This window comes from Falsibacillus albus (genome assembly GCF_003668575.1).
Lineage (GTDB): Bacteria > Bacillota > Bacilli > Bacillales > DSM-25281 > Falsibacillus > Falsibacillus albus.
The window spans coordinates 39,088-51,825 of record NZ_RCVZ01000007.1 but is presented as its reverse complement, the minus strand read 5'-3'; the positions used below and the strand labels follow the sequence as shown (position 1 = coordinate 51,825).

Sequence of the window (12,738 nt, the reverse complement as noted above, 5' to 3'; positions counted from 1 at the left end):
CTTATGCTAAATTTATTCTTCGGACTGTCAGCCATTGGGATTTGAAAAAACAACATAGACCATGAATAGTCCGCCTACAATTAAACATATGTATGCAATGAATGCAGTAAGAAATTTCAACATCCTATTCTTGAATTTATATCTGCTGAAGTATATCGATAAGATCGATAGAGCCATCAGCCCCATCGCGGCGAATGATATCCACATCTTTAACATTCCTTCAGACATACGCACCCCTCCTTTTTCCGAAGCTATTATATCATACGGGGCCAAGCTAGAATATGACATTTCTAAAAACAACTTGAAACCATTCTATTTTTTGCAAATCCTGCACAACTTTGAATTGCATGACGTCCAAATCCCGGTTCACAGGCAGCGACTGTTACAAATAGAACAAAAAATGGGGCATGCTATTTTGCATGCCCCATCCTATTTGACAATTACCCATTCCCTGTTAGGAAGCAAATATTCTTCAAATACATCATATGCGAGTTTTTGAACTTCGCATCATCGAATGCCTATTCTTCGAATATACGTTCATCCAAAATATTTACCAAATCATCCATTTCATTTGTTTTTCCCCGTGCCATGAGTTGGTCAACTGCATCCTTTGGATTTTCTCCGTTGACGAGCACGTGGTATAAAGCCTCTGTGATGGGCATATTCACTTCAAATTTTTTGGCAAGCTGATATGCTGCCTTTGTCGTCCTAACGCCCTCTACAACCATTCCCATGCTTGAAAGGACATCATCCAACTTATATCCCTTGCCAAGCATGTTGCCTGCTCTCCAGTTTCGGGAGTGCACACTTGTACAAGTAACGATCAAATCCCCGATTCCGGTGAGTCCTGAGAATGTCAATGGATTGGCTCCCATCTTCGTTCCCAGTCTGGCAATCTCGGCAAGCCCTCTAGTGATCAGCGCAGCCTTGGCATTATCTCCATAACCCAAACCATCTGTAATTCCTGCTGCCAAGGCGATAATGTTCTTCAAGGCCCCGCCTATTTCCACTCCAATAATATCTGGATTGGTATATACCCGGAAATGATGATTCATGAAAAGATCTTGAATCTCTATGGCTGCGTCCATATTTTCAGAAGAAACGGTGACCGTGGTCGGGTGCCGCAAACTGACTTCTTCGGCATGGCTTGGCCCTGATAAGACGACAACGTCCTTTAGAAGGCTTTTAGGCATCTCATCTAAGATCATCTCTGAAATGCGGAGATGGGTGTCTGGTTCAATCCCTTTACTTACATGAACAATCGTGACCTCATCTGCAATTATGGCCTGTACCTTTTTCAACACTTCCCTGATAGCTTTAGTCGGCACAGCCAAAATGATGGTCGAAACATTTTCCATTGCTGCAATTAAATCAGAATACCCGACGATCCCCTTAGGGAGAGCAATATCAGGAAGATACTTTTGATTAATTCCCGTCTCGTTTATTTCTTTGATATGATTGGGATTATGCCCCCATAAACGAACTTCATGCCCATTGTCCGCCAAAACCATAGCCAATGCGGTCCCCCAGCTTCCAGCTCCTAATACCGCAATTTTTTTTGACTGCTTCATCCTTTTTCACCTGCTTCAAATATTATTTCCGATGTCTTGAAATAATACGAATCGGAGTTCCTTCAAAACCAAACGCTTCACGAATACGATTTTCTAAAAATCTTTCATAAGAGAAATGCATAAGTTCTGGTTCGTTGACGAAAATGACAAAAGTAGGCGGCTTCACGGCAACTTGAGTTGCATAAAACACCTTCAAACGTTTCCCTTTATCGGTTGGAGTCGGGTTCATTGCAATGGCATCCATAATGACTTCATTTAAGATACTTGATTGGACCCTTAATGAATGATTTTCACTTGCCATGTCGATGACAGGCATCAAGGTATGCAGACGCTTTTTCGTCTTGGCCGAAACAAATACAATCGGGGCATAACTCAAAAATTGGAAATGCTCGCGAATATTTTGTTCGAATAACTTCATGGTCTTCTCATCTTTCTCAACTGCGTCCCACTTGTTGACGACGATAACGACCGCCCGCCCCGCTTCATGGGCATATCCGGCAATACGTTTGTCCTGCTCCCTTATCCCTTCTTCGCCATTCAAGACCACAAGGACGACATCAGAGCGCTCTATGGCTCTTAATGCCCTTAGTACACTGTATTTCTCAGTACTTTCATAAACTTTACCTTTTTTCCTCATACCAGCAGTATCGATAATGACATATTCCTGTCCTTCGAAGGAATATGCGGAATCGACCGCATCCCTTGTGGTCCCCTCTATATCGCTGACAATTACACGGTCCTCACCTAGAAGCGCATTAAACAATGATGATTTCCCGACGTTTGGACGTCCAATCAAGCTGAACTTAATGACGTCTTCGCTATATTCATCTTCTTGTTGAGCAGGGAAAGCCCTTACCACTTCATCCAACAAGTCCCCAAGTCCTAATCCGTGGGAACCTGATATCGGATGGGGGTCCCCAAATCCCAAGGAATAAAAATCATATATTTGGTCCCGCATCTCAGGATTGTCAACTTTATTGACTGCTAAAACAACGGGTTTTTTTGATCTATAAAGAATTTTCGCTACCTCTTCATCTGCTGCTGTTGCTCCTTCACGGCCATTCACCAAGAAAATGATGACGTCAGCCTCATCAATGGCGATTTCTGCCTGTTGGCGGATTTGTTCAATAAATGGAGCATCCCCGATTTCAATCCCGCCTGTATCAATAATATTAAATTCATGAGTAAGCCATTCTGCATTACTATAGATGCGGTCCCTGGTAACTCCGGGAATATCCTCGACTATGGAGATGCGTTCTCCAACAATCCGATTAAAAATCGTCGACTTCCCTACATTTGGACGTCCTACAATTGCAACAACTGGTTTTGTCATGATCTTCACCCTTTCTGAATACGACATGTTTCATTAAAATTTTGTTGTATTTATCCTTCAAATGTGAATTTCGATAAATAAAACCCTTCTACTTAATTCAGAAGGGTCTAACCTTTATATACTATCAATAAAATGTAGGATAGGCAATAATCTCTACTGTCTTTTATTATACTATAATTTTCATATTTGTTTTTGTTTCTTTCCAAACTGCTGTTTCGACTCTAAATAATATGCCGCTGCAGCAAATCCTTTAACCATAAGGATGACCAAGCTTGAAAGCGCCAAGGTGTCAAGCGTATCAGGTGCACCGATCACGGTTGGAATCCCCAGTCTCTCCAACCCTACAGAATAGATGATATCCCCTTGAGTGACTGAAATGATTAAACAGACCATCATTTTTTTCAGATCCTTAAATCCGAGCAAATGAATGATTATCACCAAAAAAATTATTGTCATATATTTCTTCTCAACTATCAACCACACAGGATCATAAAGTGCCATGAATAAAAAACCTGAATAGCCAAAAGAAACGGTAATATATCGAATCAAAAGATGTATTTTTTCCAAAAAAGAATATTTTGAGATCTGAATAATACAAATAATGGCCAAGATAATTGCAGGAACTTGTATCTGATAATCCTTGAATTCCACTACATAAGGAAAAGTAATCAACAGGAGAAGCGAAATGAACGAAAGAAAAAAACGCTCCCGTTTATTTCTCTCCATAAAAAATGTTCCCAAAACCCAAACTCCCCACAACAACCACAAATAAAATATTCCCGGCATGACACACCTCCCAATATTCCAATCCAGCTCCGGCAGCTAGAGGCTGATTTTGCTTTTCATTTTCATTATGGAAAAAAAATTCAGAAGTTATGCCTGCATATTGTTATATTGTTGGGAAAACTTACAGATAGGAGGTGTCCCATGGGAAAAGACAGACAGGAAAAAAAGTTGAAGGCATCAAAAAGGGTAGAATCCGACCGAGATCAGGCACTTAATAAAAAAGGAGCAACTTCGTTGGAAGGGCCACAGGAAGCGAGAAATCGCCAGCGAGGGTGACGGATAAGACACAATTGGCGGTACTGAGACAATCAAAAAGGCTTGCCGGAAAGATTTTTAAGCATCTTTCCGGCAAGCCTTTATATTTGCCTTCGGCTATATTGTTCAGGATTGAATCCTCTTTGGCTCAGCCAATGGTAGGTGTTTCCGCTGATAATCATCGAGGCTTTCTGAAGAGAAGGGATATTAGCAGCTCCAAGGGAACACATGAGCATTTTCATATCTTCTTGGATGAAATTCAATTCTTTAATCAATCCTTCTTCGCCTTCATCCGTTAGTACCTTTAATATGAATCCAGCCATCCCAGCAGCATCAGCCCCCAGCGCCAAAGCCTTCACAATATCCCCGGCATGCTGAATGCCTCCAGATCCAAGGATGCTCAATTGTGAATTTGTCCGGGATGCTTCCACAATGGCAGCCGCAGTAGGAATTCCCCAATCATTAAAATAGTGGAGTTTCCGCTGCCGTCTTTCATTTTCTATTTCCGCAAAGTTCGTCCCGCCAAAGCCTCCGACATCAATCCCTGCTGCACCTGCAGAAGCAAGTTTAATGGCCGTTTCTTGGCTGATGCCAAACCCTGTTTCTTTCACAAAAACAGGAATTGGCAAAGCAGATGCGATATGCTGAATTCGGTCAAGGGCCCCTTTGAAATCTCGGTCTCCTTCAGGCATCGTCAACTCCTGGACAACATTTAAGTGAATTTGCAGAGCGTCTGCTTCAACCATCTCCACTGCCATTTCTGCCTGGGCAACAGTCGCTTCGCTTCCAAGGTTTGCGAAGATCACCCCGTTCGGATTTTCTTTTCGGACGATTTCATAAGTGGACCGTTCGGATTTATCTTTGATTGCTGCCATTTGGGAACCGACCGCGATGGCGACGTTTGCCTCACGAGCGGACACTGCTAATTTTTGATTGATCTCTTTTGTATTTTCGCCTCCGCCACCCGTCATCGCATTGATAAAAATAGGCGAACTTAAAGAAAGTTCGCCTATTGTCGTGTTTAGATGTATATCACTCATCGATAATTCAGGTAAGCTTTGGTGTACAAAAGCAATATCATCAAAGCCTGATCGGCGTTTCTGCCCTGTAGTCAATGCATATTGAATATGCTCTAATTTACGCTTTGCTCTTGTCAATTACAATCACCATTACTTTAAGTCTTTTAATTTGTCCCCAATCATTTCTCCTAATTGGAAACCTGTATTTTCTTCAGGCATTTCATATTTCAGGTCTTCTGTTGAAGCTTTTTCTTCAAGCTCTTTCATGCTGAGCGACAATCTTTGCTCTCCCTCATTGACATCAAGGACCTTAACTTCAACTTCTTGACCTTCTTTTAATACTTCATGCGGTGTTGCGATATGCTTATGGGAAATTTGAGAAATATGCACAAGGCCTTCAACTCCCGGGAAAACCTCAACAAAAGCGCCATAAGATACAATCCTTTTGACAACACCATTCAATACTTGGCCTTTTGGAGCTTTTTCGCTCAAGTTCGTCCATGGACCAGGTTGGGTTTCTTTAATGGATAATGAAATTCGTTCATTGTCGCGGTCCACCGACAAGATTTTGACCTTGACTGCATCACCTTCAGAAACGACATCAGAAGGTTTTTCAACGTGCTCATGCGATAATTGGGAAATATGGACAAGTCCATCTACTCCGCCAATATCTACAAACGCACCAAAGTCGGTAATTCTTTGAACTTTTCCTTCAAGCACTTGGCCGGCTTCCAATTTTTCTAGAAGATCTTTTTTCTTTTCTTCTTTTTCAACCTCAACAACTGCACGGTGTGAAAGGATCAAACGGTTTTTTTCCTGATCCAATTCTACGATTTTAAAAGATAAAGTTCTTCCTTTGTAATCGGAAAAGTCTTCAACATAGTAGTCTTCAACTAATGAAGCTGGAACAAATCCACGCACTCCCAAGTCTACGACCAAACCGCCTTTCACGACATCCTTTACCTCAGCATCGAATATCTTGCCTGATTCGAAAAGATTTTTCATTTCGTCCCAAGCTTTTTCAGCGTCCACTTTCCTCTTGGAAAGGACTAACAAGTCTTCCTCTATCTTCGTTACGATCAGGTCTAATTCATCGCCTTCATTCACTACATCAGAAGCTTTTTCCACATGAAGACTAGACAATTCACTAATTGGAACAATGCCGTCAAGCTTGCTGCCCTCGATATCCACAAGGACTTGTTTTTCCTCGACCTTTGTTACTGTTGCCTTTACTTTATCACCTTCTGCAAAGGATTTTACCTCAACTTGATTCATGTCATCTGCCATATGTACTCCTCCTTAGTCCAACTGCTGAAAATATGCAAATGTGAGTAGTAATCACATTATTCAAAAAAATACTCTTTCTATTAACTTCTAACAAATGGAGTCTTTTGTCAAGTAAAGATGCTTATCTCTGATGTTTTTCTATTAAGTCGCTGATATACGCCATGATGACTTCGGTTGCTTCTTCAGCTGATGCTTTTCCCTCTCTTAAAGGAAGCATATCAATGGGATCGCCAAAGACCACCTTTACTTTTTTCAGCGCTTTGTATTCTCCGATGACCGCACAAGGTACAACTGCAGCATTAGTCCTGAGTGCAAAGAAGCCTGCCCCGGCCAGACCTTTTCCAAGCTTGCCGGTCTTACTTCGTGTACCCTCAGGAAACAAACCTAAAACCTTTCCTTCTTTTAAAACTGCAAGCCCCCTTCTGAGAGCTTCCCTGTCGCTCATCCCCCGTTTCACAGGAAAAGCGTTAAGGTTGGCAACGATCTTTCCAAGGACAGGGACTTTAAACAGCTCTTCCTTTGCCATAAAACAAACTGGACGCTTTACTGAAGTCCCCACAGAAAGTGGATCGAAATTATTGATATGATTAGAACAAATCAGTACACCACCATCTACAGGAATCTTCTCAGCCCCAATCACTTCTATTCTATATAGAGGTTTTACTACAGCTGCAACGATGCCTCTCGCAATCGTGTAAAAAGTCATCCTCACCGAACCCTTTCTTGCGCCAAGTCAATGATTTTCGCTACCACTTCTTCGATCGACAAGGAAGTGGTGTCAATTTCTATTGCATCTTCAGCCTTTTTCAATGGTGCAACTTCTCTTTCTGAATCGAGTTGATCGCGCCGCTCAATCTCTTCCATCAATATTTCTAAATTGGATTCAAAACCTTTTGCCTGGTTTTCTTCATGTCTTCTTTTTGCCCGCTCTTCGACGGAGGCTAATAAAAACACTTTCAGTTCGGCGTTTGGAAGAACATGTGTACCGATATCACGTCCATCCATCACTACTCCTCCGCTTTGGGCGAATTTCTGCTGCCTTTTCACCATTTCTTCACGGACCATCCGATGTTTTGCAACAATGGAAACTTGATTCGTTACATTCGCATATCGGATTTCTGAAGTAACGTCTTGATCATTGATATATACTGATTGTCCATTTTCACCAGGACTTAAAATGATTTCGATTTCATGCAGACCATTGAGTAATTCCGCTTCATCCTTAAGGTTCAATTCTTTTTGAAGAGCATAATAGGTCAATGCCCGATACATAGCACCAGTATCGATATATACATAAGAGAAATTTTCAGCAACAATTTTTGCGACTGTGCTTTTTCCAGCTGCTGCCGGTCCATCTATTGCAATTTTAATTTTTTTTTCCATTTTGACCACCTATTCTTTTCCTTCTTGCTTATTCTATAATTGTCTCCATTATTCTACCATAGAATTATGGCATACGAACATCGCTTCAGATTGAAAAACAAAAAAGACAGGTTTCAACCTGTCAGACTGAAATGAACGATATTAACGTGTCATCCCTTCAATTGTTTCTTTGATTTCAGTATAGTTCAATTTTTGAACACCCTCATATAACATGATTTTATTCATTTGGGGGAACATGTGCAAGTCATGTAGAATGAATTGAGATATGATTAAAATAATGAATTGGATGATGGCTAATTTAATGATCCATCTTTCGATTGTCCTCATGACGTCACTCCCACTTTTTCTTTTTATCTAGTATGGGAGGGAAAAAATTATATTATACTATTTCCAGCTTTAATGACTCATTAAGCAGCAGAATATTATTTCAGCGGGATTTGGGTTAACTTAACACGCCTTTTCTTTTCATTGATAGTTGTCTATCGAAGCAGAATCGAAATAATATTTGCTGCTCATGGTTGGGGACATTTTCAAACTGGATGGATGCGATCTGTTTATGGTTTTCCTCGCCGATCCTTGCAACTTTGCATTGAAGGTGCAAGTAATGGATGTCACCTGACTGCATCGGCAGCACCAGCCAAATATTACCTTCCATCCCTTTCTTTACGCTGTGATTCCTCGGGAGGATCAATGCACACCCTCCTGCACTTACGTCATTCGTGATCGAAGTGAATTCAACGAATGCCCCATTGAAATTAAGCTTTACTGAAACATCGACGGACGTCTCAATCCTTACAAATTTTCTCCTTTGAATCTTGATCAATTTCTCATTGCCGGGAAAATGCAAGACAATAAGGGGGATGGTATTTTTTCTTCTGCCAAGCACTTCTGTCTCGAACATAAAAGCTGATCCGTCATCATTGACAAAGCTTGCTGTCAGCTGCATGCCGTCCAATAGAAAAATAGTACGGTCTGTTTCTAGATTTACTGGATAATCAATGAGGATTTTCGACTCCTGAATATCATGCACTTTGCATTTGAACTTTTCTTTTGGTGATGTTTTATTAGGCTCCAGATTCAATATCGACCCGATTTTCAACATGAAGATCTATTCCTTCCTATTTTATCAATATCATTTTTTTCCATTATGTCATTTATTTCGAAATCTTTCTACAACTTTCCGTTTTCAGTTGGTACAACAAAGGATCCCCCCCCCTTACCTCTCCGGAGTTTCGCACATCCCGAACTCATCCACAAACAGGTCCTGAAAAAAGGCTGTTTTTCTCGTACTTTGTTGCTTTACCTATTAAACGAGTTAAATAGCTATTTTCACGTCAGATTCGACGGTAGGATTTTAACAACAATCTTTAAGTAAACAGCATAAAGAAACGAGGCTGGGCCACAACTTATTCATTCCACTCTATAGACGAACAATATCTAAAACATGGTTTTAGTTTCTATTACACCGCTGTTGATTTCCGCGCAAGACTTCGCTTTCCGCGGGCGTATGGGGAGCCTCCTCGTCGCTGCGCTCCTGCGGGGTCTCCCCTTTACCGCTTTTCCCGCCGTAGTCTTCGTCTTGCACTCCAATCAACAGCTAGAATAAGCTAAAATCTACAAACATTCTTAAACATGAAAAGCCCGAACGAATCCGAAGTCTAAGGAAAGATTTCGGATTATAGTTCGGGTTTTTCTCTTATAAAAACTCTTTTGTCTCAGCCTCGTCTATGGGAAGGATTTCTCATATCACTTGAATCACTATGCTTTATTTTTGACTAGGTCTCGATATATCGGCTCAGCATTTTTCAGTTTTTCGACTTTTTCTTCAGTGCCGTCATTTGCATTGATAAAAATCCGATAGGTATCTTTGCCAAGCGTACCCATAAATTCGTAGCATAGCACTTCCTCGCCAAGCTCATTGATGATGATTGCCTGACGTTCTTCCATCACTTTCAATTTCGGATTTAAATATCCTTTTGCATCTTCTTTCGTTATTGTTGGCTTAGGAATGTTTCTAGTATGGTGGCTCATGAGGAAATCCTCTGCAGCGAAGCCCACAACCTGCCCATTATCCAAGGCGACCTTCATCTTTATTGCGTCTGGATATATTCGGACACCATTCACCGTCTGCACGAATGAAAAGACACCAATCGTATCATACTGGGAACTTTCAAACAGCTCAAGATCCTTATAATTATTCTTTTTCAAGAAATCAGCCGCTCTATTTGCTGCATCATTCAAACTGATCTTCTGTTTATTGATTTTTCTGCTTTGAATAAGATAGATAGGATATCCGCCTTTTTTGGTAATATCAAGACTGGCTTCCTGCCCTTTTGAATTTTTTAGAAGAACACTATAAAAGTCATAGGCTGAACCTTTTCCGTTGTCAGTAACTTTGACATTTTTCGTTTTGGGCATGCTTGCATATTTTCTAGCCACTTCAACGGCTTGTTGTTTGGAAATCGTCTTTCCATTCAAATATTTATAGTTTTTGTCCTTATTTTGATAATTCACAAATGAAGGTCCGCCGATATTCGTTTCTTCATAGCCTTCGACCTTCTTTTCCACCGTTTTGAATCCATCAATGATGGTATTATCTGCATTCTCGCGATTATTTGCCAGCGCCATTTCTACGTCCATCCATCGCAGTTTATTTTTAATGACCAAATGTTGGACGCGTCTAAGTTCGTTTTGAATGTCCTCACTTTGTTTATATAGATGATCCAATTGGGCATATTCTTTATCGGACAACGGTTTCTTGTCCAAATCCCTTACACTTGTACGATAACTGAAGTTTCCTATGTTCGAAAGAAACGCTTCAGTTTTATTGAATGGAAGCAATGTGAGCGGCAACTGCCCCACATCTCCATGAGCTTGGGATGTCAATCGCCACACATCCGTCAATGCTGGAGAAAGAGATTTGCGCGAATTCATTGCTAAGGTGGTCCCAATCTTATCATGGAGCAGATCCATTTGATAGGTTAAATCATGAAATGCCCGCTGATAATTGTTTTCCGCATTGATGAGGATGGCGTTTTTTTCTTGATGCTCTTGGTAACCCCAATACGCTGCTCCTGCAACTCCGATTACAAGTATAGCAATCAAAATTGATCTAATCATTTTATCACCTCGTTTATTTACAGAAAATGTGCTTTCCTATTTGTTTGATTTGTGGTCTTGACCAAATCCATCCGCTGGTGGCGGTGGCAGGATTGAAATAATACAGGGCACTTCCTGATGGATCCCAGCCATTGATAGCATCAATAACAGCTTTTTTGGCTGTTTCATTCGGAGTCAGCCAGATTTGCCCATCTGCTACAGCAGTAAAAGCTCCCGGCTCGAAAATCACTCCCGAAATTGTATTTGGAAACTCAGGACTATCAATTCGGTTCAGGATGACTGCAGCCACTGCAACTTGTCCTTCGTACGGCTCACCGCGTGACTCACCATACACTGCATTCGCCAATAATTGGATATCATTTTGGGAATATCCGTTAGGTGTATTGACTGCTGTAGATTTCGCGGCTGTTGATGGCTTTTTGGCGGCGCCCTTGTTTCCACCCGTTGCAGTACCTGCCCCTCCTCCCTGTTTGCCACGATCAACGCCACCATAGTAGGTAAATTTCTTCCCTGTGTTAATGTGATTTTTGACATATTGTTCATCATATTGTGAAGCTTTAACAAGTTTCTGTCTGGTCTTCAAACCGCCCAGCCCGTCAACGGGAAGTCCGAACTTCTGTTGGAAATTCCTTAAAGCCCAGTACGTCCCCCAGCCGAATACTCCATCGATCTGCCCTGTATAATACCCTATGTATTGCAGACGGGCCTGCAACTCGATCACATCATCACCAACCGCTCCTCTTTGGATCACTTGATTCGTAAATGCTTGTGCAGGTTGATTGATGGGTGAAAGGGATAACAACAAGACGCATATCAGGATGCTGCTTAGTGCTTTTCCATAAAGTGTGCCATTCTTCATTTTGCCTGAACCTCCAAATGATGTTTTAACATTAACAGTAGTTTCTGTTTTTGCAGTCATTTTATTCAAAAGAAGCTTTCTTTCTCCAAGAGGGAAGAAATGATTGCCCTCAGCAAAGCATGTAAACTAAAAAAATGTTGTTTTTAACAACTTTCCTGATAAAAATTAATCATAGGATGTTGATTGGAGCGGGTGAAGCGAGTCTCCGGAGGGATCAGCGGTCAGGTAAGCCCTTGCAATCGAAGCCGAGGAGAGGTAAGTTCGGCACGACGCAGTTTTCCTTGTCCTGTGCCAACATCAAACGACCTCACTTCGTATGAGGCCCTTCATAAAGAGAGCATCCTTCCTTCCATACTCATGATGCAAGGAACAAACTTGACGGAAATAATCTTCGCAAAAAAAAGCTCAACCCATTCTTTAGAGGGTTGAACCTTTATCTTTCCATATTAGTTTTTTATGATGTTCCTCTGATAATTCACGCGCTTGTTTGACTTTCCTTAAACCGAGCCACCAAAGAAACAGCATGAATGGCACCATGTAATATATCCAAGTATTGAATGTTAAAATCGTATAATCATAAAATCCATGCAGCATAAATGGAATGATAAAAGCAAAAAATATCCATCGCTTTTGATGGCCGCTTGAAGAGAATTTTGCTTTACCTAAATAAAAGCCCATGATCACTCCGAACAATGCATGGCTGGAAACTGGCAGAAGCGCTCGATAAAAAGCATGTTCCACACCATTGGCAATAAGATATAAAATATTTTCAACCGTTGCAAACCCAAGTGATACACTTGCTCCATAAACGATTCCATCATATGGCTCGTTGAAATCGGTATGCTGGTATACGGTAAATATCAAAATGAACCATTTAAAGAATTCCTCTAACAGCCCTGCCGAAAGAAATGCTTTGGACCAATTGAATGGAAAAATGTTTTCAACTGAACATACATACTGTATAAACATAATCGGAAAAGTAAGAATGGCTCCGTACATAAAAGCTTTAAAAACCATCGCTACCGGCTCTGCCTCATACTGATCTTTCAAATAAAAATAGCTTAGAAGGGCAAGACCTGGTGCAATTCCAGCTGATAATATCACCAGCATAAAAAAGTCCTCTTT

At 41.0% G+C, this 12,738-nt stretch carries 14 protein-coding genes; 1 reads left to right on the top strand and 13 read right to left on the bottom strand.

All coding sequences use genetic code 11. The features are described 5' to 3' along the window. Nucleotides 1–27: 27 nt before the first annotated feature. The 4 genes from D9X91_RS11335 to D9X91_RS11320 form a co-directional block, all read right to left on the bottom strand. Nucleotides 28–228, bottom strand: a complete 201-nt coding sequence (locus tag D9X91_RS11335) for a DUF2768 domain-containing protein (RefSeq protein WP_121680745.1) — start codon at nucleotides 226–228, stop codon at nucleotides 28–30. A gap of 290 nt (nucleotides 229–518) precedes the next feature. Then, nucleotides 519–1,571 (bottom strand): NAD(P)H-dependent glycerol-3-phosphate dehydrogenase, encoded by a 1,053-nt coding sequence (locus D9X91_RS11330; protein WP_121680744.1) that lies wholly within the window; start codon nucleotides 1,569–1,571, stop codon nucleotides 519–521. Between the two features lie 22 nt (nucleotides 1,572–1,593). Beyond that, nucleotides 1,594–2,904, bottom strand: a complete 1,311-nt coding sequence (gene der, locus D9X91_RS11325) for a ribosome biogenesis GTPase Der (protein ID WP_121680743.1) — start codon at nucleotides 2,902–2,904, stop codon at nucleotides 1,594–1,596. 180 nt (nucleotides 2,905–3,084) lie between these two features. Continuing rightward, the gene (locus tag D9X91_RS11320; RefSeq protein WP_121680742.1) at nucleotides 3,085–3,690 is read right to left on the bottom strand and encodes a YphA family membrane protein; all 606 of its coding nucleotides are present in this window, start codon (nucleotides 3,688–3,690) and stop codon (nucleotides 3,085–3,087) included. A gap of 141 nt (nucleotides 3,691–3,831) precedes the next feature. Between D9X91_RS11320 and D9X91_RS11315 the strand changes: the two genes are divergently transcribed. Next, nucleotides 3,832–3,966 carry a YpzI family protein gene (locus D9X91_RS11315; protein WP_121680741.1) on the top strand — a complete coding sequence of 45 codons (135 nt, stop codon included), beginning with the start codon at nucleotides 3,832–3,834 and terminating at the stop codon, nucleotides 3,964–3,966. Between the two features lie 80 nt (nucleotides 3,967–4,046). Here the strand turns inward: D9X91_RS11315 and fni are convergent, their stop codons facing one another. The 9 genes from fni to prsW form a co-directional block, all read right to left on the bottom strand. Then, nucleotides 4,047–5,102: a type 2 isopentenyl-diphosphate Delta-isomerase gene (gene fni, locus D9X91_RS11310; protein WP_121680740.1), complete on the bottom strand. Its 1,056-nt coding sequence runs from the start codon at nucleotides 5,100–5,102 to the stop codon at nucleotides 4,047–4,049. Nucleotides 5,103–5,114: 12 nt separating this feature from the next. Continuing rightward, entirely contained in the window at nucleotides 5,115–6,251 is a 1,137-nt protein-coding gene (rpsA, locus tag D9X91_RS11305) for a 30S ribosomal protein S1 (protein WP_121680739.1), read from the bottom strand. A gap of 121 nt (nucleotides 6,252–6,372) precedes the next feature. Then, on the bottom strand, nucleotides 6,373–6,957 hold the full coding sequence (locus D9X91_RS11300) for a lysophospholipid acyltransferase family protein (RefSeq protein WP_121680738.1): 585 nt from the start codon (nucleotides 6,955–6,957) through the stop codon (nucleotides 6,373–6,375). 2 nt (nucleotides 6,958–6,959) lie between these two features. Next, nucleotides 6,960–7,634: a (d)CMP kinase gene (cmk, locus tag D9X91_RS11295; RefSeq protein WP_121680737.1), complete on the bottom strand. Its 675-nt coding sequence runs from the start codon at nucleotides 7,632–7,634 to the stop codon at nucleotides 6,960–6,962. A gap of 141 nt (nucleotides 7,635–7,775) precedes the next feature. Further along, nucleotides 7,776–7,961 carry a DUF5359 family protein gene (locus tag D9X91_RS11290; protein ID WP_121680736.1) on the bottom strand — a complete coding sequence of 62 codons (186 nt, stop codon included), beginning with the start codon at nucleotides 7,959–7,961 and terminating at the stop codon, nucleotides 7,776–7,778. Nucleotides 7,962–8,076: 115 nt separating this feature from the next. After that, entirely contained in the window at nucleotides 8,077–8,736 is a 660-nt protein-coding gene (locus D9X91_RS11285; RefSeq protein ID WP_121680735.1) for a flagellar brake protein, read from the bottom strand. A gap of 656 nt (nucleotides 8,737–9,392) precedes the next feature. Then, on the bottom strand, nucleotides 9,393–10,754 hold the full coding sequence (gene ypeB / locus D9X91_RS11280; protein WP_121680734.1) for a germination protein YpeB: 1,362 nt from the start codon (nucleotides 10,752–10,754) through the stop codon (nucleotides 9,393–9,395). 13 nt (nucleotides 10,755–10,767) lie between these two features. Beyond that, nucleotides 10,768–11,613 (bottom strand): spore cortex-lytic enzyme, encoded by an 846-nt coding sequence (gene sleB, locus D9X91_RS11275; RefSeq protein WP_121680733.1) that lies wholly within the window; start codon nucleotides 11,611–11,613, stop codon nucleotides 10,768–10,770. Nucleotides 11,614–12,030: 417 nt separating this feature from the next. Then, complete coding sequence (gene prsW, locus D9X91_RS11270) at nucleotides 12,031–12,723, bottom strand: glutamic-type intramembrane protease PrsW (RefSeq protein ID WP_121680732.1); 693 nt, start codon at nucleotides 12,721–12,723, stop codon at nucleotides 12,031–12,033. Nucleotides 12,724–12,738: the final 15 nt, after the last annotated feature.

What these genes read in the sequence shown, in the direction of transcription:
- D9X91_RS11335 (WP_121680745.1), bottom strand. Translation starts at nt 228, where the DNA reads ATGTCTGAAGGAATGTTAAAGATGTGGATATCATTCGCCGCGATGGGG.
- D9X91_RS11330 (WP_121680744.1), bottom strand. Translation starts at nt 1,571, where the DNA reads ATGAAGCAGTCAAAAAAAATTGCGGTATTAGGAGCTGGAAGCTGGGGG.
- der (WP_121680743.1), bottom strand. Translation starts at nt 2,904, where the DNA reads ATGACAAAACCAGTTGTTGCAATTGTAGGACGTCCAAATGTAGGGAAG.
- D9X91_RS11320 (WP_121680742.1), bottom strand. Translation starts at nt 3,690, where the DNA reads ATGCCGGGAATATTTTATTTGTGGTTGTTGTGGGGAGTTTGGGTTTTG.
- D9X91_RS11315 (WP_121680741.1), top strand. Translation starts at nt 3,832, where the DNA reads ATGGGAAAAGACAGACAGGAAAAAAAGTTGAAGGCATCAAAAAGGGTA.
- rpsA (WP_121680739.1), bottom strand. Translation starts at nt 6,251, where the DNA reads ATGGCAGATGACATGAATCAAGTTGAGGTAAAATCCTTTGCAGAAGGT.
- D9X91_RS11300 (WP_121680738.1), bottom strand. Translation starts at nt 6,957, where the DNA reads ATGACTTTTTACACGATTGCGAGAGGCATCGTTGCAGCTGTAGTAAAA.
- cmk (WP_121680737.1), bottom strand. Translation starts at nt 7,634, where the DNA reads ATGGAAAAAAAAATTAAAATTGCAATAGATGGACCGGCAGCAGCTGGA.
- D9X91_RS11290 (WP_121680736.1), bottom strand. Translation starts at nt 7,961, where the DNA reads ATGAGGACAATCGAAAGATGGATCATTAAATTAGCCATCATCCAATTC.
- D9X91_RS11285 (WP_121680735.1), bottom strand. Translation starts at nt 8,736, where the DNA reads ATGTTGAAAATCGGGTCGATATTGAATCTGGAGCCTAATAAAACATCA.
- ypeB (WP_121680734.1), bottom strand. Translation starts at nt 10,754, where the DNA reads ATGATTAGATCAATTTTGATTGCTATACTTGTAATCGGAGTTGCAGGA.
- sleB (WP_121680733.1), bottom strand. Translation starts at nt 11,613, where the DNA reads ATGAAGAATGGCACACTTTATGGAAAAGCACTAAGCAGCATCCTGATA.
- prsW (WP_121680732.1), bottom strand. Translation starts at nt 12,723, where the DNA reads ATGCTGGTGATATTATCAGCTGGAATTGCACCAGGTCTTGCCCTTCTA.